General features: G+C 58.4%; 17 protein-coding genes. 9 read left to right on the top strand and 8 right to left on the bottom strand.

Annotated features, from left to right (window positions below; translation table 11 throughout):
* Positions 1-2 precede the first annotated feature (2 nt).
* From AC07UI_RS27355 to AC07UI_RS27335, 5 genes are all read left to right on the top strand, one after another.
* Complete coding sequence (locus tag AC07UI_RS27355) at positions 3-740, top strand: 3-oxoacyl-ACP reductase family protein (RefSeq protein WP_494995425.1); 738 nt, start codon at positions 3-5, stop codon at positions 738-740.
* On the top strand, positions 737-1,501 hold the full coding sequence (locus tag AC07UI_RS27350; protein WP_494995424.1) for an SDR family NAD(P)-dependent oxidoreductase: 765 nt from the start codon (positions 737-739) through the stop codon (positions 1,499-1,501). The genes AC07UI_RS27355 and AC07UI_RS27350 overlap by 4 nt, the downstream gene beginning before the upstream one ends.
* 2 nt (positions 1,502-1,503) lie before the next feature.
* The gene (locus AC07UI_RS27345) at positions 1,504-2,787 is read left to right on the top strand and encodes a DUF1302 family protein (protein WP_494995423.1); all 1,284 of its coding nucleotides are present in this window, start codon (positions 1,504-1,506) and stop codon (positions 2,785-2,787) included.
* Positions 2,788-2,872: 85 nt separating this feature from the next.
* On the top strand, positions 2,873-3,709 hold the full coding sequence (locus AC07UI_RS27340) for an outer membrane lipoprotein-sorting protein (protein ID WP_494995422.1): 837 nt from the start codon (positions 2,873-2,875) through the stop codon (positions 3,707-3,709).
* Positions 3,710-3,741: 32 nt separating this feature from the next.
* Complete coding sequence (locus AC07UI_RS27335; protein WP_494995421.1) at positions 3,742-6,351, top strand: efflux RND transporter permease subunit; 2,610 nt, start codon at positions 3,742-3,744, stop codon at positions 6,349-6,351.
* A gap of 129 nt (positions 6,352-6,480) precedes the next feature.
* Here AC07UI_RS27335 and AC07UI_RS27330 read toward each other — a convergent pair whose 3' ends face one another.
* The 3 genes from AC07UI_RS27330 to AC07UI_RS27320 form a co-directional block, all read right to left on the bottom strand.
* Positions 6,481-6,864 carry a MerR family transcriptional regulator gene (locus AC07UI_RS27330; RefSeq protein WP_494995420.1) on the bottom strand — a complete coding sequence of 128 codons (384 nt, stop codon included), beginning with the start codon at positions 6,862-6,864 and terminating at the stop codon, positions 6,481-6,483.
* A 256-nt stretch (positions 6,865-7,120) separates the two neighbouring features.
* Positions 7,121-7,696 (bottom strand): NAD(P)H-dependent oxidoreductase, encoded by a 576-nt coding sequence (locus AC07UI_RS27325; protein WP_494995419.1) that lies wholly within the window; start codon positions 7,694-7,696, stop codon positions 7,121-7,123.
* A 69-nt stretch (positions 7,697-7,765) separates the two neighbouring features.
* The gene (locus AC07UI_RS27320; protein ID WP_494995418.1) at positions 7,766-8,650 is read right to left on the bottom strand and encodes a LysR family transcriptional regulator; all 885 of its coding nucleotides are present in this window, start codon (positions 8,648-8,650) and stop codon (positions 7,766-7,768) included.
* 234 nt (positions 8,651-8,884) lie between these two features.
* On the opposite strand from AC07UI_RS27320, the gene AC07UI_RS27315 reads away from it, so the two are divergent.
* The gene (locus AC07UI_RS27315; RefSeq protein WP_494995417.1) at positions 8,885-9,649 is read left to right on the top strand and encodes a sulfite exporter TauE/SafE family protein; all 765 of its coding nucleotides are present in this window, start codon (positions 8,885-8,887) and stop codon (positions 9,647-9,649) included.
* Positions 9,650-9,724: 75 nt separating this feature from the next.
* Here the strand turns inward: AC07UI_RS27315 and AC07UI_RS27310 are convergent, their stop codons facing one another.
* The 5 genes from AC07UI_RS27310 to AC07UI_RS27290 form a co-directional block, all read right to left on the bottom strand.
* Positions 9,725-11,911: a glycosyltransferase gene (locus AC07UI_RS27310; RefSeq protein WP_494995416.1), complete on the bottom strand. Its 2,187-nt coding sequence runs from the start codon at positions 11,909-11,911 to the stop codon at positions 9,725-9,727.
* The gene (locus tag AC07UI_RS27305; RefSeq protein WP_494995415.1) at positions 11,904-12,590 is read right to left on the bottom strand and encodes a 2OG-Fe(II) oxygenase family protein; all 687 of its coding nucleotides are present in this window, start codon (positions 12,588-12,590) and stop codon (positions 11,904-11,906) included. The genes AC07UI_RS27310 and AC07UI_RS27305 overlap by 8 nt, the downstream gene beginning before the upstream one ends.
* A 7-nt stretch (positions 12,591-12,597) precedes the next feature.
* Positions 12,598-14,001 (bottom strand): polysaccharide pyruvyl transferase family protein, encoded by a 1,404-nt coding sequence (locus AC07UI_RS27300; protein WP_494995414.1) that lies wholly within the window; start codon positions 13,999-14,001, stop codon positions 12,598-12,600.
* The gene (locus AC07UI_RS27295; protein WP_494995413.1) at positions 13,998-15,308 is read right to left on the bottom strand and encodes an ABC transporter ATP-binding protein; all 1,311 of its coding nucleotides are present in this window, start codon (positions 15,306-15,308) and stop codon (positions 13,998-14,000) included. The genes AC07UI_RS27300 and AC07UI_RS27295 overlap by 4 nt, the downstream gene beginning before the upstream one ends.
* A 555-nt stretch (positions 15,309-15,863) precedes the next feature.
* Entirely contained in the window at positions 15,864-16,178 is a 315-nt protein-coding gene (locus tag AC07UI_RS27290; RefSeq protein ID WP_494995412.1) for a putative quinol monooxygenase, read from the bottom strand.
* 200 nt (positions 16,179-16,378) lie between these two features.
* On the opposite strand from AC07UI_RS27290, the gene mdaB reads away from it, so the two are divergent.
* The 3 genes from mdaB to AC07UI_RS27275 all read left to right on the top strand — a co-directional run bounded on the left by mdaB (position 16,379) and on the right by AC07UI_RS27275 (position 19,858).
* Positions 16,379-16,969, top strand: a complete 591-nt coding sequence (gene mdaB / locus AC07UI_RS27285) for an NADPH:quinone oxidoreductase MdaB (protein ID WP_494995411.1) — start codon at positions 16,379-16,381, stop codon at positions 16,967-16,969.
* 237 nt (positions 16,970-17,206) lie between these two features.
* Positions 17,207-18,118 carry a LysR substrate-binding domain-containing protein gene (locus AC07UI_RS27280; RefSeq protein WP_494995410.1) on the top strand — a complete coding sequence of 304 codons (912 nt, stop codon included), beginning with the start codon at positions 17,207-17,209 and terminating at the stop codon, positions 18,116-18,118.
* A 270-nt stretch (positions 18,119-18,388) separates the two neighbouring features.
* Positions 18,389-19,858, top strand: coding sequence for an N-acyl-D-amino-acid deacylase family protein (locus AC07UI_RS27275; RefSeq protein WP_494995409.1), 1,470 nt, complete (start codon positions 18,389-18,391; stop codon positions 19,856-19,858).
* The last annotated feature ends 19 nt before the right edge of the window (positions 19,859-19,877 follow it).

The raw sequence follows: 19,877 nt of genomic DNA, 5'->3' as shown, positions 1-19,877 counted from the left end.
CCATGAACCAGAAAATAGCGGTAGTGACCGGGGGCAGTCGCGGCATCGGTAAAGCGATTGTCCTGGCACTGGCCGGCGCCGGTTATCAGATTGCATTCAGTTATGTGCGCGACGAAGAGGCGGCCATGCTGTTACGTGCCGAGGTCGAGGCAATGGGGCGCGAATGCCTGGCGTCGCAATGCGACGTCAAAGACGGCAACAGCATCAAGGACTTTTTCGAAGGCGTCGAACAGCGGTTCGAACGCATCGATCTGCTGGTCAATAACGCCGGGATCACCCGCGATGGTTTGCTGGCGACGCTGTCGATCAATGACATCACCGAGGTGATCCAGACCAACCTGATCGGGACCTTGCTCTGCTGCCAGCAGGTCGTGCCCGGCATGATGCGCCAACGTAGCGGCTGCATCATTAACTTAAGCTCGGTGGCCGCGCAAAAGCCCGGCAAGGGCCAAAGCAACTATGCCGCCGCCAAGGGCGGAGTCGAGGCGCTGACCCGTGCCCTGGCCGTTGAGCTGGCACCGCGCAACATCCGCGTTAACGCGGTTGCGCCAGGCATCGTCAATACCGACATGACCGCCGCGTTGCTGGGGGCCCACGAGCAGGAAATCCAGTCGCGCCTGTTGATCAAACGCTTCGCCGAACCACAGGACATTGCCGAGGCGGTGCTGTACATCGCCGAGCGCGGACATTACCTGACGGGTGAAGTGTTGTCCGTCAACGGCGGATTGAAAATGCCATGAGCGCGCTACGAACGCTTTTGATTACAGGTGCAGCCAAAGGCATTGGCAGGGCGGTGGCGGAAAGCTTCGCCGCCGACGCTGGAAACCGACTGATCCTGCTCGATCTGGATCTGCCGCAGTTGCAAGGCTGGGTGGCCGGGCAGGCGTTTGCGGCGAGCATCGAAACCCATGGGGCCGATATCGCCGACCTTGCCGGTTTACAGGTGCTGTTCAAGACACTGGCCGCGCGTCTGGGTTACATCGATGTATTGGTGAACAGCGCCGGTGTCTGCAACGAAAACGAGCCTGAGGACCTGGACAACTGGCACAAGGTGATTTCGATCAACCTGAACGGAACATTCTATGTCACCTCGCTGTGCCTGCCGCTGATGGCGGACCGTGGGCGGATCATCAACATGTCGTCGATTCTGGGGCGTGCCGGCAAGGTGCGTAACAGCGCTTACTGCGCTTCCAAGCACGGCATCATTGGCATGACCAAGGCACTGGCGATGGACCTGGCACCCCGCCAGATCACGGTCAACGCGATCCTGCCGGCCTGGATCGATACGCCGATGTTGCAGGGCGAGTTGGCGGCTCAAGCCCGTATCGCGGGGATCAGCCAAGAGCAGATCCTGCGCAACGCGAAGAAGAAATTGCCGCTGCGGCGATTCATTCAGGGCGATGAAGTGGCGGCGATGGTGCGTTACCTGGCGAGTCCCGAGGCGGCGGGCGTCACGGCGCAGAGCCTGATGATCGATGGCGGCGTCGGGTTGGGAATGTAGTCATGGCCAGAGAGCGATTCAGGCAGGGGCTGGTTGCCGTGCTGGCCTGTCTCGGCCCGCAGCTGGCCAGCGCCAACATCGTGCCGGCCCATGCCGATGCTGAAGTCGGCGTGGCCACCGCGCTGCGCTTGCATGGTGACGACCAGGTCACGCAGAAGGCCGTCTACTTCAAGGCCAATCTGGAGGACAACTGGGACAGTGGCTATTACAAGGCCAAGGGCCGGGTGCGTTATGACGCCCGCTACGACGGCAATAACCCCTACAGCCAGGAAGCCCGGGAAGACTACCGCTTCGGCGCCGACTGGCGGCATTTGTACTGGGGACAATACGTCGGTGACGGTGAGCTGACAGTGGGTTGGCAGCAGGTGGTCTGGGGCCGCGCGGATGAACTGCGAGTGCTCGATCAGATCAACCCGCTCGACTACCGCGAGGGCCTGACTGCCTTGCTCGAAGACAGCCGCATTGCGGTGCCTATGGTGCGTCTGACCCAGCCGGTGGGCGAGTGGGAGCTGGAAGCCCTGTGGATTACCGACTTTGTGAAGAACCAGGCACCGGCCCAAGGCAGTGAGTTCGATGCACCGCTGTTCGCCCGGCCGGACCCGGCAACGTTCATCGTCGATTCCACGCCCGACTACAACGCTCAACGCGGTTTCTCCTATGGCCTGAGCGCCAACGGCCGGATCGGCGCGGTGGACGCCAGCTTCGTCGCACTCAATGCCCGTCAGCAAGATCCGGTGTATGCGGTCGAGGGTGTGGCCGACGATCAGCGAATTCGCCTGGAACGGCAGTTTCCGCGTTACAGCATGGCCGGGGCCGGTCTGGCGATCGATGCCGGGCACAGTATCGTCGTGCGCAGCGAGGTGGCCTATTTCGATGACTGGAGAGTGACCAATCCCTTCCGCCAGTACGGCAGCGACGAGAGCCCGATGATCAAGTCACTGCTTGGCGTCGACTATCTGCTGCGCAACTGGCTGATCTCCCTGCAATGGCAGGAGCAGCAATTGCTCGACTGGCAGGTCGGGATGTTGCAAGACAAACGTGCCGATCTCTTCACCCTGTCTGCCGAAGGCACACATCTGCGGGACCGGCTCAAGAGTCGGTTGGTGCTGGCTATGTCACCGCCGGCCAAAGACGACGCCTTGCTGCAGGGCATCTTCACCTACAAACCGGTCGACTGGCTCAAGCTTGGGCTGGAGGTGGATGTGTTTTTTGGCAAGCAGGACCGGCCATTTGGCGAGTACGACCAGCGCGATCAGGTTCGGCTTTCGGCGGGCTATTTGTTTTAACCATACAGCTTGTTCTGAACATACAGCGCCTGCGTGCACCGTGCGCTGGCGAGCAACTCACTCACATGATGAAAAGGAAAATTCTATGTTGCCGCTATTCAAGGTCCTGACCGCTGGTGTGTTGATGCTGACGAGCGCTTCGGTGTTTGCCGCCGAGGGCCAGGACGCCGACGAAATCATCCGCCAGGCCAGAGATCGCAACGACGGTAAGAGCTTCATGTCGCAGGTGTCGTTGATCCTGCTCGACAAGCAGGGCAATAGCCGGGTGCGCGAGTTCAACTACCTGCAGAAGGATTATCCGGACAGCAACAAGTTCACCATGTATTTCTCGGCGCCCAATGACGTGCGCGATGTCGCCTTCCACATTGAAAACCCCCACGAAGCACTGAGCACCGAAGATAGCCAGTGGATGTACTTGCCGGTCAGCCGGCAGACCCGGCGCATTTCGACCACCGACAAGCGCGGTGCCTTCATGGGCAGTGATTATTCCTATGCAGACCTGGACAAGATCCGGGCCAACGATTATCGCCAGACCCTGGTCGGCGAAGAGAACATTGCCGGTCGTGAGTGTTATGTCATCGAGCGCACGCCTGCGTCCGCGCAAGTCCTGGCCAAGACCGGCTACAACAAGCTCAAGGTCTGGATCGACAAAAAGAATCTGCTGGTCATGCGTCAGGATTTCTTCGATGTCAAAGGCGTGATGTTCAAACAGATGCGCACGCTGAAAGTCGAGGCTGTCGATAAGATTGACAGCATCACCCTGAGCGAGACCGAAGACTTCATCGCGGGCACTCGCTCCCAGCTGCGTTTCAACCAGTTGCAGTACAACGTTGAGCTGGACGACCGACTGTTTACCCAGACCGCCATCAAACGCGGCCTGAAGACCGGCGACCTGCCTGAATTCGCCGTGTCCGCTCGCTAAGCACTGCTCCGACCTTTGTGGAACGCATGATCATGGAACGATACCTGAACTTCGTTGAGCGCTATGCGCGGGCGATTGTATTTGTGCTGGTGGCGATCACCGCCTGGTTCACCTACACACTCGGCTCGCTGATGTCGGACACCAATCCCTATTTACTCAAGGAAACCCATCCGGCGCGCAAAACCATTCTCGACCTGCAGCACGAATTCACCGGTACCTACGACTCGGTCATGGTGGCGCTGAACAATCGGCAGAGTGTCTTCAACACCGACTCGCTCAATGCCCAGTTCGAACTTTCGCAAGCCCTGCGGCGGCTGATGCTGGCCAACGCAGAGGATGAAGTCGAACTTCAGCGCATTGTCGGCAAGCATGGGGCGGACAGTCGCGCCCAACTGCTGGCCGCGGACATTCTCAACGAGGGTTTTTCCCAGAACGATTACGCCCAGGCCAAGGTTTTGCTCGATCACGCCCGCAGTCAGGGCTGGGGCGAACGCGATCAGCAGTTCCTCGGCTTTCTCGTCGAGCGGATCAACCCGATCAAGGAAATGGCCTCCATGGCCGACCTGGAAAACATCAGCCTGAGCCCCGATGGCGAACTGTGGATTCACAAGACCCTGCATGGCCTGGACATGGACCCCAAGGTCGTCGAAGCGCAGATCATGGGCAACGAGCAAATGGTCGGCGGGGTAGTTTCCGCCGACAAGAAAGTCGCCATGGTGGTCGCTGAACTGGGGACCAAACAGGACGACGCCCAGGCTCAACTACGCGCCTATCACCAGGTCCGTCAAATCATCGCGGACTACCAGGCCAAACATCCGCAATTCACCGATGAGGTGTTCATCGCCGGGATGCCGATCTTTATTGCGGCGCAGCAGGAGATCATCGATCACGACCTGGCGCTGCTGTTCCCGATCGTGTTCCTGCTGGTGACTTCGCTGCTGGTGTTCTTTTTCCGCAAGCCTTTGGGTGTGCTCCTGCCGCTGTTCAATATCCTCTTCTGCACCATCTGGACCTTGGGCCTGATGGCGCTGTTTCAGGTACCGATGGACTTGCTGACCAGCGTGTTGCCGGTCTTTTTGTTCACCATTTGCTGTGCCGACGCGATCCATGTGATGGCCGAGTATTACGAGCAGCTCAATGCCGGCAAATCCTTTCGTGAGGCCAACCGCGAGACCATGCGGATGATGGTCGTTCCAGTGGTGCTGACCACCGTCACCACCATTGCCACGTTCATGATTTCCACCACCAACAATATCGTCAGCATTCGCAATTTCGGTCTCTTCATGTCTATCGGGCTGACGGCGGCCTTGATCATTTCCCTGCTGCTGATCCCGGCGTGGATCTCCATCTGGGGCAAGGATCAGCCACCGCGCAAAGTAGTCCACAAAGAGTCGATCATCTCGCGCTACCTGGTAGCGTTCTGTGCGCGTTTGATCCAGTGGCGCAAGCCGGTTCTGGTCGTGACCCTACCGTTGTTGGCGTTGATGACGGTATTCACCTTCATGGTCAATATCGAGGACTCGGGGATTGCCTACTTCAAGAAGGACAGCCCGCTCCGGGTCTCGGATGAGTTCATCAATCGGGCCCATGTCGCCGGCACTTCTCCGGGCTGGATCGCCTTCGACAGCAAGACCCCGCGAGGTGTCCTGACCACCGAGGTGGTGCAGTTCCTCGACAGGCTCGACCAATTCATCAAGTCCCAGCCGAACGTCAGTTACACCTATTCGGTGGCCACTTACGTCAAACGCATGAACCTGGTGCTCAATGACATGAAGCCCGACTATCTGCGTGTGCCGCAGGCGCTGGAACAGGTGAAGTCGGTCAATGACGAGGGGCAGACAGAAACCTTTGAGGTCGACGGCAACTCGCTGATCGAGCAACACATCATGATGTTCGAGAACGGCGGCGGCTCGGATTTGCAGAACGTGCTCAATGCCGACTATTCCAAGGCGCTGACGCTTTACACCATGACCTCCTCGGTCGCCAGCGACTATCAGGACATGCTTGATCGCCTGGATGCCTGGCTGCTGGTGAACAAGCCGGCCAACCTGCAAGTGACCCATGCCGGTACACCCTACATCTGGACTGGAGTGCTGCAGGAAATCACCCAGGGCCAGGTGCTGAGCTTCTCCCTGGCGCTGGTGGTGGTCACGCTGATGATGATGTACTGGTTGAAGTCGGTACGCCTGGGCATTCTTGGCATGCTCACGCTGCTGACCACGTCCGTGACGGTCTATGGCTGTATGTATCTGCTGGACATCGAGCTGAACATTGGCACGACGCTGGTGACGTTCCTGGTGGTGGGGGTGGTCGACTACGCCGTACACCTGCTGTCGCGGATCAAGTTGCTGGTTCAGCAAGGCGTGCATGTCGATGAGGCGATTCTCACGGCCATGCACAGCGTCGGGCGTTCGACCGTGGTCAACGTGGTGATTTTTTCGGTGGGGTTCCTGGCGTTGCTGTTTTCCGCCTACAAGCCGGTCATTGACCTGGGAACGCTGGTGGCGCTGGCGCTATTTTCCAGTGGAGTAATGACCATCTTGCTGGTGACATTGATTTCGCCGTGGTTCTTCGCCGCGATCGTGCCTGAGTCGCCCGTGGATGAACGTGAACACCCATTGCGTGATGGCGCCTTGAGTTAAGCGCAAGGGCTGCTGCTGCAGCAGGATGCGCCGGCATTGGGTTTGTAGTAACCACTCATTGCCGGCGTGCCTTGGCAGCGCAAAGCGGCTTAACAACTGTTTCAGTTCTGTGCAGCGGGGTGACGGTGTTCAGGCGATTTTGGCGATATGTTCGAACTGGCATTGATCCTGAGCGTCCTTGAGGCTGGCTTCGAATTCGACCAGCCCCGAGTGCACCTTCTGCAACGCTTCAATCTGGGTCATCAGCTCCTGTTTTTTGTCCGCTATAGCCTTGTTCGCCAGGTCCCATGGCAGTTCCTGGCCCCTGTGATCCTGCAGGATCGCTTGCATTTCCTTGAGCTTGAAACCGAGTTGCTGGGCGCACTTGATGAACGTCAGCAGCTCAACGCTCTGCTGGCTATAGACGCGATATTTACCTTCGCGCTGTGGCGGCGGTAACAAGCCGATTTCTTCGTAGTGCCGGATACTCTTGACCGTCGTGCCCGACAGCTGGGCGGCTTTGCCGATATACATGAAAAGTCCTTTTTTATGTGCACAAAGAGGCCGAGCGTTCACGCGCCTGCCGCACCTGTATCAACTGACGTGATGACAGGCAATGTTCCAGCTGAACAGCTATCGATTGGCCCCGTGGTATCAATCGTTCCACGGATAGGCAAGCTTCGGCGCGGCATCTTTACACAAGCATGCCGAGGCGGGAACCCGGGCGTATTAAATGGCGCGGGTGTGGGGCGCAGGGCGCGACGAAGCCGGCATCGCCCGTAGCAAGGCTTCAGTGACTGGCGATAGCCTGGGCTTGCTTGAGCCAGGCGTCCCGTTGTGTCGACTTCGAGCCGAGGATCGGGCCAAACGTCAGGGTCTTCAATGGTTTGATGCCACAGAATTCCAGCGTGGTCTTGCGCATCTGGTGCAGCCCGGGCATGCGGTAGACCCACTTGTAGTACCACGGCGGTGTATCCATGGTCACCAGCAGGTGAGCGGTTCGTCCTTTCAGGAGTTTGTCCGGGAACGCTTTGCCTTTGCGGTATTTGAAGGCAAAACCGGGCAGGAAAACCCGGTCGAAAAAGCCTTTCATCAAGGCCGGAATGCCGCCCCACCAGATCGGATAAACAAACGCCAGATGTTCAGCCCAGGTGATATCGGACTGGGCTTTGAGCAGATCGGGCTCCAGCATCTGAATCAGGTTGTAACCATCGTGCAGTACCGGGTCGAAGTTCAGAGCATCGAGTCGTAGCAGACGTACATCATGTCCGGCACTTTTTGCGGCCTCGACATAGGTATTGGTAAGGGCTCCACAGAAACTATCGGTTGAGGGGTGACCCAGAATCACCAGTACTCGCTTGCTCATCGTGACTAAATCCTGAAAGTGGAGCTTTCAGGGTAGAGTCTGCCCCTAACGGGAGAGTCAATGGGTGGCTCATTCAACGGACAAGGCCTCAAGCAAGGCTCTGGCATAACCAGGCAGGCTGTCGAATGAGCGCGCGCACAGCAGCAGTTTTCGCTGAGCCCACTCTTCCTTCAGCGCGAAGCTTTTGAATGGTTGCTCGACCGTCCAGCGCCGGATCGCGGCCAGTGGCACGATCGCCACGCCAGCGCCGCGGGCGACCATACGAATCACCCCGTCGAAGCCTTCAGCGCGGATACGTATTTGCATGCGTACGCCGGTGTGCAGCGCCTGTTCTTCGAGGTACACCGCCAGCGCGCTATTGGCGGCCAGACCAACGTAATCGTGAAGCAAGGTATCGCTGAAACCCGGCGGCCTGCCGTTGGCCAAGGGATGATCGGGCGGCATGATCAACACCAGCGGGTCGTCGCGAAAGGGCCGGGTCTGAAGGTCCTGGGTGTCCACCGCGTCGGAGACGATGCCAAGGTCAGCCGAGCCCTGACGCAAGGCGTGGGCGATACGCAGACTTGGCAATTCTTGCAGGTCGATGTCGAGGTTGGGATGGCTGCGCAGAAAGTCCGCCAGCAATTCCGGCAGGTACTCGGTGATTGCCGTGGTGTTGCACAACAACCGCACCTGACCTTTGACGCCTTTGGCGTACTCGGCCAGATCCTGCTGCATGTGTTCGGCCTGTTGCAGCAGCACCCGAGCATGTTGGGCCAAGGCCTTGCCGGCCGGCGTGGGACTGACGCCACGGCGTCCACGCTCTAGAAATGGAGTGCCCAGCGAAGCTTCCAGCGCCCGAACCCGGGCACTGGCCGCCGCCAGCGACAGATGGCTGCGGCTGGCACCTGCGGTGATATTGCCGGCTTCGAGAATGTTCAAGTACAGCCGCAGATCGGTCAGATCAAAGTGCATGTAGGGTCGCCTTCGATGGATCGTTCCCAAGAGGCCGCCTCAGTATATTGGATCGTTCCCACGCTCCGCGTGGGAATGCCGCCCTGGACGCTCTGCGTCCTCCCTTTGTGACGCAGAGCGTCACGAGATGCATTCCCACGCAGAGCGTGGGAACGATCAGCCTCAACATTAACAAGAGGCTGCCTCAGTATATGGCGAATTTTAAAGGTCGAGCACAGGGCCCAGGATAGTGCCATGAAGACACTTGTCGCGTTCTACCAAAACCTCGGCCCGGCCTTGTCATTATTGGTCATTGGCACCTTTCTGCTAGCCGGGATGATCAAAGGTGTAATCGGCCTTGGTCTGCCAACCATTGCCATGGGCCTGCTGGGCCTGGCTATGGTTCCGGCGCAGGCTGCGGCGTTGCTGATCATTCCGGCGACCCTGACCAATATCTGGCAATTGGCCTTCGGTGGGCATTTGAGTTCGCTGATCAAACGGCTGTGGCCGATGCTGTTGGCGATTTTTATCGGCACTGGGCTGGGTACGCTGTGGCTGGGTATCGATGGAGGCCATTGGGTAGTGCGGGCACTAGGCGCGGCGTTACTGCTCTACGCCCTGAGCGGTCTGTTATTGCCGACGCTGCATGTGAACGCCAGCACCGAGCGCTGGCTTGGCCCGGTCTGCGGCGTGCTGACCGGCATCATCGCCTCGGCTACCGGAGTCTTCGTGATTCCAGCGGTGCCATACCTTCAGGCACTGGCTCTGAACAAGGATGAACTGGTGCAGGCGCTGGGCCTGTCGTTCAGCGTTTCGACACTGGCGCTGGCCGCCGGCCTGTTGTGGCGTGGGGCGTTGGGCAGCGGCGAGTTGAGTGCTTCGCTGCTCGCCCTGATACCGGCCGTACTGGGTATGTTGCTGGGGCAATGGCTACGCCAGCGAATCAGCGCCGTGCTGTTCAAACGCGTATTTTTCATTGGCCTCGGAGTGCTCGGAGGCCATCTGTTGATCAGCGGCTAGCGTTGTGTACGCAAAAGCAGGTCTTCTGCATCAGGGCCAGTTGTTGTGGGCGTTGATGTCCGGCAGTTCAGGCCACTATGTCGGCTCTGCCAGTGGCGGAGCCGTTTCGTTCTTGCCGGGTGTGGCACTCGCACGGTGAGTATGAGGCGTCCAGGTTTGCCACTTGCTTTCGAAGTACGCCTGATTTTTATCCCAGAGGGCCTGATACTCGCCACTGACGATCAGCTTCTTGAACGATGCCTGTCCATAGTGATGGACGAATGCATCTTCGGCACAGACAGTACGGTAACCAGCGGCCTGAACCCTGCGACTGTAGTCATCATCCTCGAACAGACCAATGCCAAAGGCTTCATCCAGATACCCTACCTGGCGCAGAACATCCCGGCGCATGGCGACGCAAAACATCGCCAGCATTGGAATGTCGAACACCTGACCTTTATGTTCGGCAGTGTAGCGGGATGCAAAGTCGTGCATCTGTCCGATACTGGTATACGGAACCGCGATTTTCGCCTCGTTACCGACCATGTTGGTGACGGGGCCGATCAGTCCGATGCCTGGATCCTGCAAGTGTTTGATCAGTGGCGTCAGCCAGCCTTTGGGCACCACCGTATCGTTATTGAGCAACAGCAGAGTCTCGCCTCTGGCCCGACGCAAACCTTGATTGTTGGCGGCAGAAAACCCGCGGTTATTGGCATTGAGGATGATATCGACATCAGGATTGTCGCGGCTCAGCTGTTGCAGGTAGGCGGGGGTGCCATCCGCTGAACCGTTGTCGACAATGATCAGCTGGTAACGGACCGACGTGGTGTTACGCACAATGCTGTCGATACACTCTCGGCTCAGATCGAGGTTGTTGTAGGTCACGACAATGATGGACGCCCGCACATCGAGCGCGCTGATGGCTTGTCGGGTGGTTTCGACGCGCTCTTTCCAGTCATTGCTGCGGGCGGTTTCCACCCGTTGCCGGATCCTGTCTTGTGCGGTTTCAGTCAAGGCGCGCTCGATCTGCACCAGGTACTCATCGACGTCGCTCGCGAAGTACAGAATATCTTTGTAGCGGCTCAACTCTTCGAGGGGCGCCGAAACCACTGGTTTTCCCGCACTCAGGTATTCGTAGAGCTTCACCGGATCCACGGCGTGGGTCACATTGTTGAGCAGAAAAGGGATCAGGCAGACATCGAAGCGATGAAGATAGAGAGGCATTTGAGCGTAAGGTTTTATTCCTGACAACAGCACATTGGGTTTGCACTCGAGACCTGCGAGGTTGTCGACGAAGACGTCTCCCACCAGTACGAAATTCCAGGTCGGGCGTTTGTCCGCCAGCGCCGCGAGTAAGGGGAAGTCCAGCCACTGTGCCAGGGCTCCGTAGAAGCCAATCACAGGTCCCGCAAAGTCTGGTAGTAGATCGTTAGGCATGCAGTGCCGGTGGAAGAATTCAAAGTCCACTGCGTTGCGCACCAGAACGCATCTTTTGCAATGCGCGGACCATTTACGGTGCAGACGCGCCGCCGATACCGTTACCAGATCTGCCTGGGCGACGAGGTTCCATTCTTCGGTCACCAACCCGGCACCGATATTCGGAAAACCATCCCAGTCATCCATGCAATCGTATTGAATGGGCCAGCCGCGATCAGCGCGTAACTCAATGGCCAATGGGCTCCAGTAAGGAATGTGGATGAGTGAAAACGCATCCCGGATCTGGAAGTCCTCTATCAGCAGGTCGAGGGCACGTTGGTAGGCTTGGGTGTTCTCGGGCGTCAAGACTTTCTCGTAATAGAGATCCTGAGCATCACGCTGAAGGGTCACTTCGAAAATGTTGTGCGCCACACGGGTCAGACTATAAGGCCGCCCTTCAGGAGGGACCCTCGAGGGCACGATATAAAACACTCGACTTCCCTGGTGCGCGAATCGGCTCATCAACTGCTGCGGTCGTTGAAACCTGGCGGCCCACTCAATATTCGCAAAGCACAGAATATCCAGCTTCTTGTGGGGGACTACTTCGCCTACGGAGCGCTGTGCAGGATGTCGCGCCGGGTCGCTGGGGAGCGTTAGCCCTTGAGCGCGAAACGCAACATCGGCACCGCCAGAGAGAGCCTCGAGCAATCCATAGCGCATCATGCAGGCAATGAAACGCAGTGGTCTGGTCACAAACCATGAGCGGCTACCCAGCAGGAAATCGACCCTGGCGAGCGCGGCATCGCGCTCCTGCAGTACTGCATCTCTTTCGGCCAGGGCTGTGTCGTGCTTGATCGGATCAGTCACGTGGGTACCTGTGCAATGCAGTGCAGTCATCATCCGGCCACATGGAGCTCTTCGAGCCCGGACGATAAAAGGTCGCGGTCAGGCTGCGACGAGATGAGCGGCAGCCGCTGACGACCGGTGAAACGGCATGCCAGGAGTGATTCGAACGCACCAGTACGGCGGAGTTGCCCACCTGCGGTTCGATGACGGCCGCAATGCTGGTCGGGTCTGAGCTGCGCAATATGTTCAGGCAGCCACCGTCGATGCGGTTCCAGGATTCATTGAAGTACAGGATGTGGGTGACCAGTTTGTCGCTCAGGTCGGGATGGGCGCCAAGGCTGGCGCCTGGACCGTAATGGAAGACATTCACCTCCATCGGTACATCGCGCAGGTCATGGTCGGTCAAGTGCGACAGGGCTTCCCGATAGGCCGAAGAGCAGAGGTCTTGAGCCAGTTTCTGCCATGCCTCGCTCAGCTCCTCAGGAAAAACAACGGCGTTGGTGCCCATCGACACCAGGCGCCGTGCCTCATAGTCATAGTTTTTTTCCCCGCCATAACCCGTCACGGTCTTGAAATGATCGTGGGGAAAGGTGGTCGCCAGGGCAAACGCGTCTTCTGGCGAATACAAATCACCAATTTCGGCCCATGAATACGGTTGAGTGTTCAACGCGCTGGATTGCAGCCGTGTCAGGTTTAGCATCCTGTCCTTACCTTCCTCTCAGGGTTCTGAGGCCACGTGCAATTGAGCGCAGTGGGGCGGTGATTCGAAATGAGCTGGAGTTTTGCAACTCAAGCACTTTTGCCTCGCTTCGTGCCAGGCGCTGGTGGAGGCTCGTTATCTGTTGCTGTTGAGTGCTCAACCTGGCGTGCAGGACAGCGCGTTCGCTTGCCTGGTCCACATCGACAGACGGGGGCGCGGCCTCGATGTACGGTGTGTCGCGGGGCTCTGCTGCCGTTTCGAGCAGCGTCGGCAAACCTTGCCAAAACGCGTCTAGCGCCCGCGTCGAAGAGGTCTTTCCCTGCTTGATGAGGGTCGCGACCTGGTCCCAGTGAGTGCTCACCTGCAGCGCAGCCGCCTGTGCTGCGGCGCAGGGCCGGGTTTTGCCGGCTCGATCGAGAAACCACTGTGCGTCAATGGTCTCGACATCGGGCAGGGCGTGCAGCGATTCGAAGTCGGCCAGGGCGGTGTATTTCCCGGCACTCAGATCGGCGGAACAAAACACCGGGACGCCAAAGGCCAGCGCGCTGATCGCCAGGTGATAGCTGTGACCGATAACGGCCTCTGCCCGGCTGAGGATTTCTGCCAGCAATAATGGCTCGGGCCATTCCGGCAGGCTGATTGCGTGGGGCAAATGCCGGGTGACTATCGAGGGGTGGTCACCAAGGACCGGGCCAATGGGCAGCGCCAGAAATTGATAGTGTTCGAACGCCTGCGGATATTGCTCGAACAAGCGCAAAAACGGCTCAACCATGTGGATGGCATGGATGACGATATACGGAGCGGTCAATCCTGCCTGCTCGCACAGATGGATGAATGGCCTGGAAGGTTGCTGGTCATCGATCAGGTTGGGTAAGCCAAATGCGGTATCGGGCAGGACTTCGACGTCAATCTCGCTCGAGATTGCAGCCAGGGTATCGCGTGACAGGCTGTCACGAACCCGCACGTACTGGCTTTGTTCCAGGGCCAGTTTCACTAGCGGTGCGGCCCAGTCGGGAATGCTGTTGCAGTGCATGCCGGGAGCGTTCCAGATCACGGGCGTTGCGTGTTGCAAAGCGATCAGCGCCGGGGTGAGCCAGTATCCGGTGGGGTGGTGGATATCCGGTGAAGCAGGGCCATAGCCCTCAGCCACGAGCTTATCGAAGCGAATCAGAAAGCCGCCGCCGATCAACAAGCCGTCCAGATGCTCGGCCAGACCAGGCAGTTCGCTCAGAGACGTCACTGGATAGGGCCATTGCCCAGCGAGCCTGGAGTTGTACGAAAACCGCCGTAGATGTACGGCTCCCAGCCGTTTGCTCAGCTCGACTTGTGCAATGATCGGAAACAGTAGATCGCCATAATTCTCGACGTCGAAGGTACCAACTATGGCGATCTGCCAGGTGCGTCCGTTCATGTACTCTCCGGGACATCGACATTACACATTTTTTTTATTTGACCCTGTTGTTCAGGAGGCTGGACCACGCTTTGCAAACCCAGATCTACGACGCCGAGGAAACCCCTGTTATTGGGCAGCATGTCGAATGCCAGTAGCCCCACCTGCTTCTCGATCAGCTGTGAGGTGTCCTCAGTCCCGCCCTGTAGAAGCTTGAGGGTAATGTGGTAGCGACCTGCCGATAGACTGGCCGGGAATCGCACGCAGATCGAAGCCTGCCGCCAGCCGTCCTCGGCCGGTGCCATTTGCAGCGCAAAGTTCGCCCCACCGATGACCATCAACCGAGCCTCCTGGACCGTAAAACTGAGCGATGGCTGGGTGATGCTGTCGCGCAGCAAGGTTTCGACCTGGATCTCGATCTCATCGCCATACAGGTAGCTGGAGAAGAGTTCCCGGGTGTTTGTAAAGAAGGCAGAAGTAATGCGCCCTTCCTGTGTGCCGAAGGCAATACCCTCTTTGGCATCGCTTGAAACACCCAGAAAAGGTTTGCGCGTGACCGCAACGTCGCCGCCGCTTGCCCAGCGGCGCTGTTCATCACGCATATCAAGCAGGTACAACTCGGCCATTTCGTCGGGGGCACCGCTGGCGAATATCTGACCTTCGCGAAGATAAATGACGCGGTTGCAAAAGCGTCTGACCATGCTCATGTCGTGGGACACGAACAGCAGCGTAGAGCCGTTCTCGATCAAGCTCTCCAGCCGGTTCAAGCATTTGAACTGAAAGGACGCATCACCGACGGAGAGCGCCTCGTCGACGATCAGAATGTCCGGTTCCACACACACCGAGACGGCGAAGGCGAGCCGGACCAACATGCCGGTGGAGTAGGTCTTGGTCGGTTGGTCGATAAAATCGCCGATGTTGGCAAAGGCAGCGATTTCATCGAAACGGGTGTCGATCTCGGATTGGCTCAGGCCCAGTATTACACCGTTCAGGTAAACGTTTTCCCTGCCGGTGAACTCTGGATTGAAGCCGGACCCTAGCTCCAGAAGCGCCGCAATACGGCCTCGACCTTCAACGCTGCCCTGGGTGGGTGCCATCGTTGCGCAGATCAACTGCAACAGCGTGGACTTGCCGCTGCCATTGCGACCGATGATGCCGACGGTCTCGCCTTTAGCAATTTGCAGGGACACATCCTTGAGTGCCCAGAATTCACGGTAATAGCGTTTTCTGCCACGGGTCAGCATTTGCAGCATGCGATCCATCGGCTTGTCGTAGATTTGATAGCACTTGCTCAGGTGCTCGGCGTTGATCGCTATCTCAAAGGACATTGGCATAGTCCTCGGGTAGCACCGCTAACGACCTGAAAAAAACCGGCAATATATCTGCGATAAACCCGACTATCCGGTGCATTACCCATGCGCCCAACCACTCACGGTGATTCTCAAGGCTGGAAAACATACCGCCCGGTGTCCTTTCCCTCATCAATTAACCACCCGGTTCTAATTATTTTCCGCGCTCGTCCACTCGGACTGTTCGATTGGCCGAGTGCAGACAAAATGAGGGACTTGAGGCAACCTGAATCTGTTTGGCATCCATGCTCATTTAGCGTTTTATGACGGTTTTCGGATTGTATTGCAGCAAATTGCCATCATCCAGACAAAATGCAGATGTTCCAGCTGGATATTTGCGTTCGACAATGAATCGGTGACGTTCCTGTTACAGATTCAAGTGATAGCAGGTTTCTGGAATCGTGCTGATAATTTGCCGCTGGAGACCGCCTGAACCGGCGATTGCTACAGGTGAGAGAGGTACACAAACCCGGTGGGTTGGGGGGAAGGGAAGGTCTGAGGATGAAAGCTGCCTTTGAGGCAGCGATTAGCGGATCAGCGGCTAGCTGATGACGGGCTGAGCATATCGATGCGACGGATATCGAAATCGCGCTCCAGGTAATCCATGCGCTGGTCGAAGAACTGCTTCATGTGTGGCAGATTCGAATGCATGTCCAGGTGAGCCCGGGATTGCCAGATTTCGTAAAAGATAAACAGCGTTGGATCCTGCTGGTCGCGCAGCATGTGGTACTCGATGCAACCGGGTTCGGCGCGGCTCGGTTCGACATAATCGCGAAACAGCGCTTCGAACGCCTCGGCTTTTTCCGGTCTGGTTTTTGCCTGCAAGATAAAACCGTGCAAGTCACTCATGTCGCTCTCCTCAATTCCGGGTTCGGAAAGTCTACGACAACAATCCACCTGCAATTCGTGCGTATAGGTCAAATGAATTTTGACCGCTTCGGGCTTATTCCCTCGGCACCGCATCGATACCCTGCCGCCATCAACTTTCAACCTTCTCAATCCAGCGACTTATCCACAGCGCTGCGCATTGGACCTTGATGAGGCACCCCATGAAAAAAGTACTGTTGCTCAACGGTGGCAAGAAGTTCGCCCACTCCGACGGGCGCTACAACTCGACGCTGCATGACACCGCGCTGAGCGTGCTGGATCGCGGCGGAATCGATGTGAAAGTCACCCACATCGACGAGGGCTACGACATTGCGGAAGAGGTGGCGAAGTTTGTCTGGGCCGACGTGATCATTTATCAGATGCCGGGCTGGTGGATGGGCGCGCCGTGGACCGTTAAAAAGTACATCGACGAAGTCTTCACCGAAGGCCACGGCAGCCTGTATGCCAGCGATGGCCGCACTCGTTCCGACGCATCGCAAAAATACGGCAGCGGCGGCCTGCTGCAAGGCAAGCAATACATGCTGTCGCTGACCTGGAACGCGCCGCAGCAAGCCTTCAACGACCCGGCCGACTTCTTCGAAGCCAAGGGTGTGGATGCTGTGTATTTCCCGTTCCATAAGGCCAACACCTTCCTTGGCATGACCGGACTGCCGACGTTCCTTTGCGTCGATGTGATGAAGCGTCCGGCCATTGAGGCCGACGTTGTCCGCTACGAGCAGCACCTGAGCGAGGTGTTCGGCCTGCCGGCGTAAGGTTCCTTTTGCCCCGCATCGGGCTACTATCGGTGGCGAGGGGGCTGCCCCAATGCCGCTGCCCGTGTAGGAGCGAGCTTGCTCGCGATATAGGACGTTAACGATAACGCGTGTGTCCTGAATAAACGCGTCGCCCTTGAGTCCATCGTCGGAACGCCGCCCGGAGCAAGCTCGCTCCTACAGGGCCCCCTCCCACAGTAAGTCACCCGCCGGGACAACTCGATACAGAGGACATACGTGAAAGCCAGATCCGATGAGTTGCAAATTTTCGTCTGCGTCATCGAGTGCGGGTCTATCTCGGCTGCGGCCGAACAGGTGGGGCAAACGCCCTCGGCGGTCAGCCGCACGCTCTCGCGGCTCGAGGCCAAGCTCGACACCACGCTGATCAACCGCACCACGCGGCGTATGGACCTGACCGAAGAGGGCAAATATTTCTTCGAGCGGGCCAAACTGATTCTCGAACAGATGGATGAACTCGAAGAGCGCTTGTCCTCGCGCCAGAAAACGCCCTCAGGTCGACTGCGAATCAACGCCGCCTCGCCGTTCATGCTGCACGCGGTCGTGCCATACATCAGCGAATTTCGCGCTCTGTACCCGGACATCCAGCTGGAACTCAACAGCAACGACCTGATCATCGATTTGCTGGAACAAAGCACCGATATCGCCATCCGTATCGGGCCTCTGGTGGACTCCACCCTGCATGCCCGCTCCCTGGGCTGCAGCCCGCTGCACATCCTCGCCAGCCCTGAGTACCTGGAAAAGCACGGCTCGCCGGCCACCGTGGCGGAACTGGCCGGGCACTCGCTGCTGGGTTTCACCCAGACCGAAAGCCTCAATCATTGGCCGTTGCGTCATGCCCAGGGTGACCGCTGGCAGATTCAGCCGGGAATTTGCGCCTCCAGCGGTGAAACCTTGCGACATCTGGCGCTGGAGGGGCAGGGTATTGCTTGCCTGTCGCACTTCATGACTATTGATGACATCAAGGCCGGTCGCTTGAAGGTGGTCTTGGCCGAGGCCAATAGCGGCTATCGCCAACCGATCAATGCGGTGTACTACCGTAATTCGCAGCTGGCATTGCGTATTCAATGCTTCCTGGACTTCATTCAGAGCAAGCTGGCGGCCTATGCCATGACGGTGTTCGAAGGTTGATTGGCGATCGCTGCTCAGGATTGAATAGGGGCATCCGGATTTCTGCAGCAGGGGTCAGTCCTCGATACTCGCTCCATCGCTGATTCACGCAGGGAGTGACCTGCGAGAAAGCATTGGTGGCGATGCTAGCGGTGATAAGGCTTGAGACGTCATCTACTATGAAGAAAAACTGCCTCAGCCATCGCGCGGATCGTTTTGATCGCTCGTTACCGAGTCAATCCCTTCATTGCGATCGCACCGGTGCCGATTGCCTGCCGCTGGGAAACTGACATGAAGTACGACACATTGATCCGCAATGCCCTGGTCATCGACGGCACTGACACGCCGGGTTTTCCCGCCGATGTGGCGATACTGGATGGCCGCATTCAACGCATCGGTGACATGAACGGTGCTTGCGCTGAAGAAGAAATCGATGCCGCTGGTCGAGTGCTGGCGCCGGGATTTATCGACGTGCACACCCACGACGACACGGTGGTGATCCGTCAGCCGCAGATGCTGCCCAAGCTCAGCCAGGGCGTGACCACAGTGATCGTCGGCAACTGCGGGATCAGCGCCTCGCCGGTGAGTTTGCGCGGCGAACCGCCGGACCCGATGAACCTGCTGGGTGCGGCCAGCGTTTTCGTCTATCCGACGTTCAGCGACTACCGGGCCGCGGTCGAAGCGGCGCACCCGACCCTGAATGTGGCGGCGCTGGTCGGCCACACGGCGCTGCGCAGCAATCACCTGGATGACCTGTATCGCACCGCCACGCGCGGTGAAATCAACGCCATGCGTGAGCAATTGCGCGAGAGCCTGGAGGCCGGCGCTTTGGGCTTATCCACAGGGCTGGCCTACGCCAGTGCTTTTTGCGCACAGACCGATGAAGTGCTGCAACTGGCTGAAGAGCTGACAGCCTTCGGCGCGATTTACACCACCCATTTACGCAGCGAGTTCGAGCCGGTGCTGGAGGCGATGGACGAGGCTTTTCAGATCGCTCGTCACGCCAGCTCGCCGGTGATCATTTCCCACCTCAAATGCGCCGGTGCCGGCAATTGGGGGCGCAGCCCGCAGCTGCTCGCATCCCTTGAGCGTGCCGCGCTCAGCCACCCGGTGGGTTGCGATTGTTATCCCTATGCGGCGAGCTCTTCGACCCTGGACCTCAAGCAGGTTACCGACGCTTTTCGCATCACCATCACCTGGTCGACACCCCATCCTGAGGTGGGCGGCCGCGACCTGATGGATATCGCCGCCGAATGGGACCTCCCGCTGCTGGACACAGCCCGCCGCCTGCAACCGGCCGGCGCGGTGTATTACGGGATGAACGAGGCCGATGTGCGGCGCATCCTGTCGCACCCGTTATCGATGATCGGCTCCGACGGTTTACCGGAAGATCCGTTCCCGCATCCGCGTTTATGGGGCACTTTCCCGCGGGTGCTCGGGCACTTCAGTCGCGATGTGGGGCTGTTCCCGCTGCACACCGCCGTGCACAAAATGACCGGGCTTTCGGCTGCACGTTTCGGCCTGGTCGAACGCGGTGAAATTCGCGAAGGGCATTGGGCCGATCTGGTGTTGTTTGACCCGGCGCGGGTACGTGACGTGGCCGACTTCAAGGACCCGCAACGGGCAGCAGAGGGAATTGATGGGGTATGGGTCAACGGCGTGTGCAGTTATGCGGATGGTCAGGTGAATGGACGGCGTGAAGGGCGTTTTTTGGCGCGGGCGGGGGATCTGCGGCGCAGGTTTGCTCCACATAAAGGTTGATCAATGCACAAGCTGCGGC

It is taken from the genome of Pseudomonas sp. GW821-FHT04C07 (assembly GCF_059420325.1).
This window is presented reverse-complemented; position numbering and strand designations above follow the sequence as displayed.

Bases quoted from the DNA above. Each gene is read 5' to 3' on its own strand.
- AC07UI_RS27315 (WP_494995417.1), top strand. From the start codon at position 8,885: ATGAAGACACTTGTCGCGTTCTACCAAAACCTCGGCCCGGCCTTGTCA.
- AC07UI_RS27295 (WP_494995413.1), bottom strand. From the start codon at position 15,308: ATGTCCTTTGAGATAGCGATCAACGCCGAGCACCTGAGCAAGTGCTAT.
- AC07UI_RS27290 (WP_494995412.1), bottom strand. From the start codon at position 16,178: ATGAGTGACTTGCACGGTTTTATCTTGCAGGCAAAAACCAGACCGGAA.
- AC07UI_RS27345 (WP_494995423.1), top strand. From the start codon at position 1,504: ATGGCCAGAGAGCGATTCAGGCAGGGGCTGGTTGCCGTGCTGGCCTGT.
- AC07UI_RS27275 (WP_494995409.1), top strand. From the start codon at position 18,389: ATGAAGTACGACACATTGATCCGCAATGCCCTGGTCATCGACGGCACT.
- AC07UI_RS27330 (WP_494995420.1), bottom strand. From the start codon at position 6,864: ATGTATATCGGCAAAGCCGCCCAGCTGTCGGGCACGACGGTCAAGAGT.
- AC07UI_RS27340 (WP_494995422.1), top strand. From the start codon at position 2,873: ATGTTGCCGCTATTCAAGGTCCTGACCGCTGGTGTGTTGATGCTGACG.
- AC07UI_RS27320 (WP_494995418.1), bottom strand. From the start codon at position 8,650: ATGCACTTTGATCTGACCGATCTGCGGCTGTACTTGAACATTCTCGAA.
- AC07UI_RS27335 (WP_494995421.1), top strand. From the start codon at position 3,742: ATGGAACGATACCTGAACTTCGTTGAGCGCTATGCGCGGGCGATTGTA.
- AC07UI_RS27305 (WP_494995415.1), bottom strand. From the start codon at position 12,590: ATGCTAAACCTGACACGGCTGCAATCCAGCGCGTTGAACACTCAACCG.
- AC07UI_RS27350 (WP_494995424.1), top strand. From the start codon at position 737: ATGAGCGCGCTACGAACGCTTTTGATTACAGGTGCAGCCAAAGGCATT.
- AC07UI_RS27300 (WP_494995414.1), bottom strand. From the start codon at position 14,001: ATGAACGGACGCACCTGGCAGATCGCCATAGTTGGTACCTTCGACGTC.
- mdaB (WP_494995411.1), top strand. From the start codon at position 16,379: ATGAAAAAAGTACTGTTGCTCAACGGTGGCAAGAAGTTCGCCCACTCC.
- AC07UI_RS27325 (WP_494995419.1), bottom strand. From the start codon at position 7,696: ATGAGCAAGCGAGTACTGGTGATTCTGGGTCACCCCTCAACCGATAGT.
- AC07UI_RS27355 (WP_494995425.1), top strand. From the start codon at position 3: ATGAACCAGAAAATAGCGGTAGTGACCGGGGGCAGTCGCGGCATCGGT.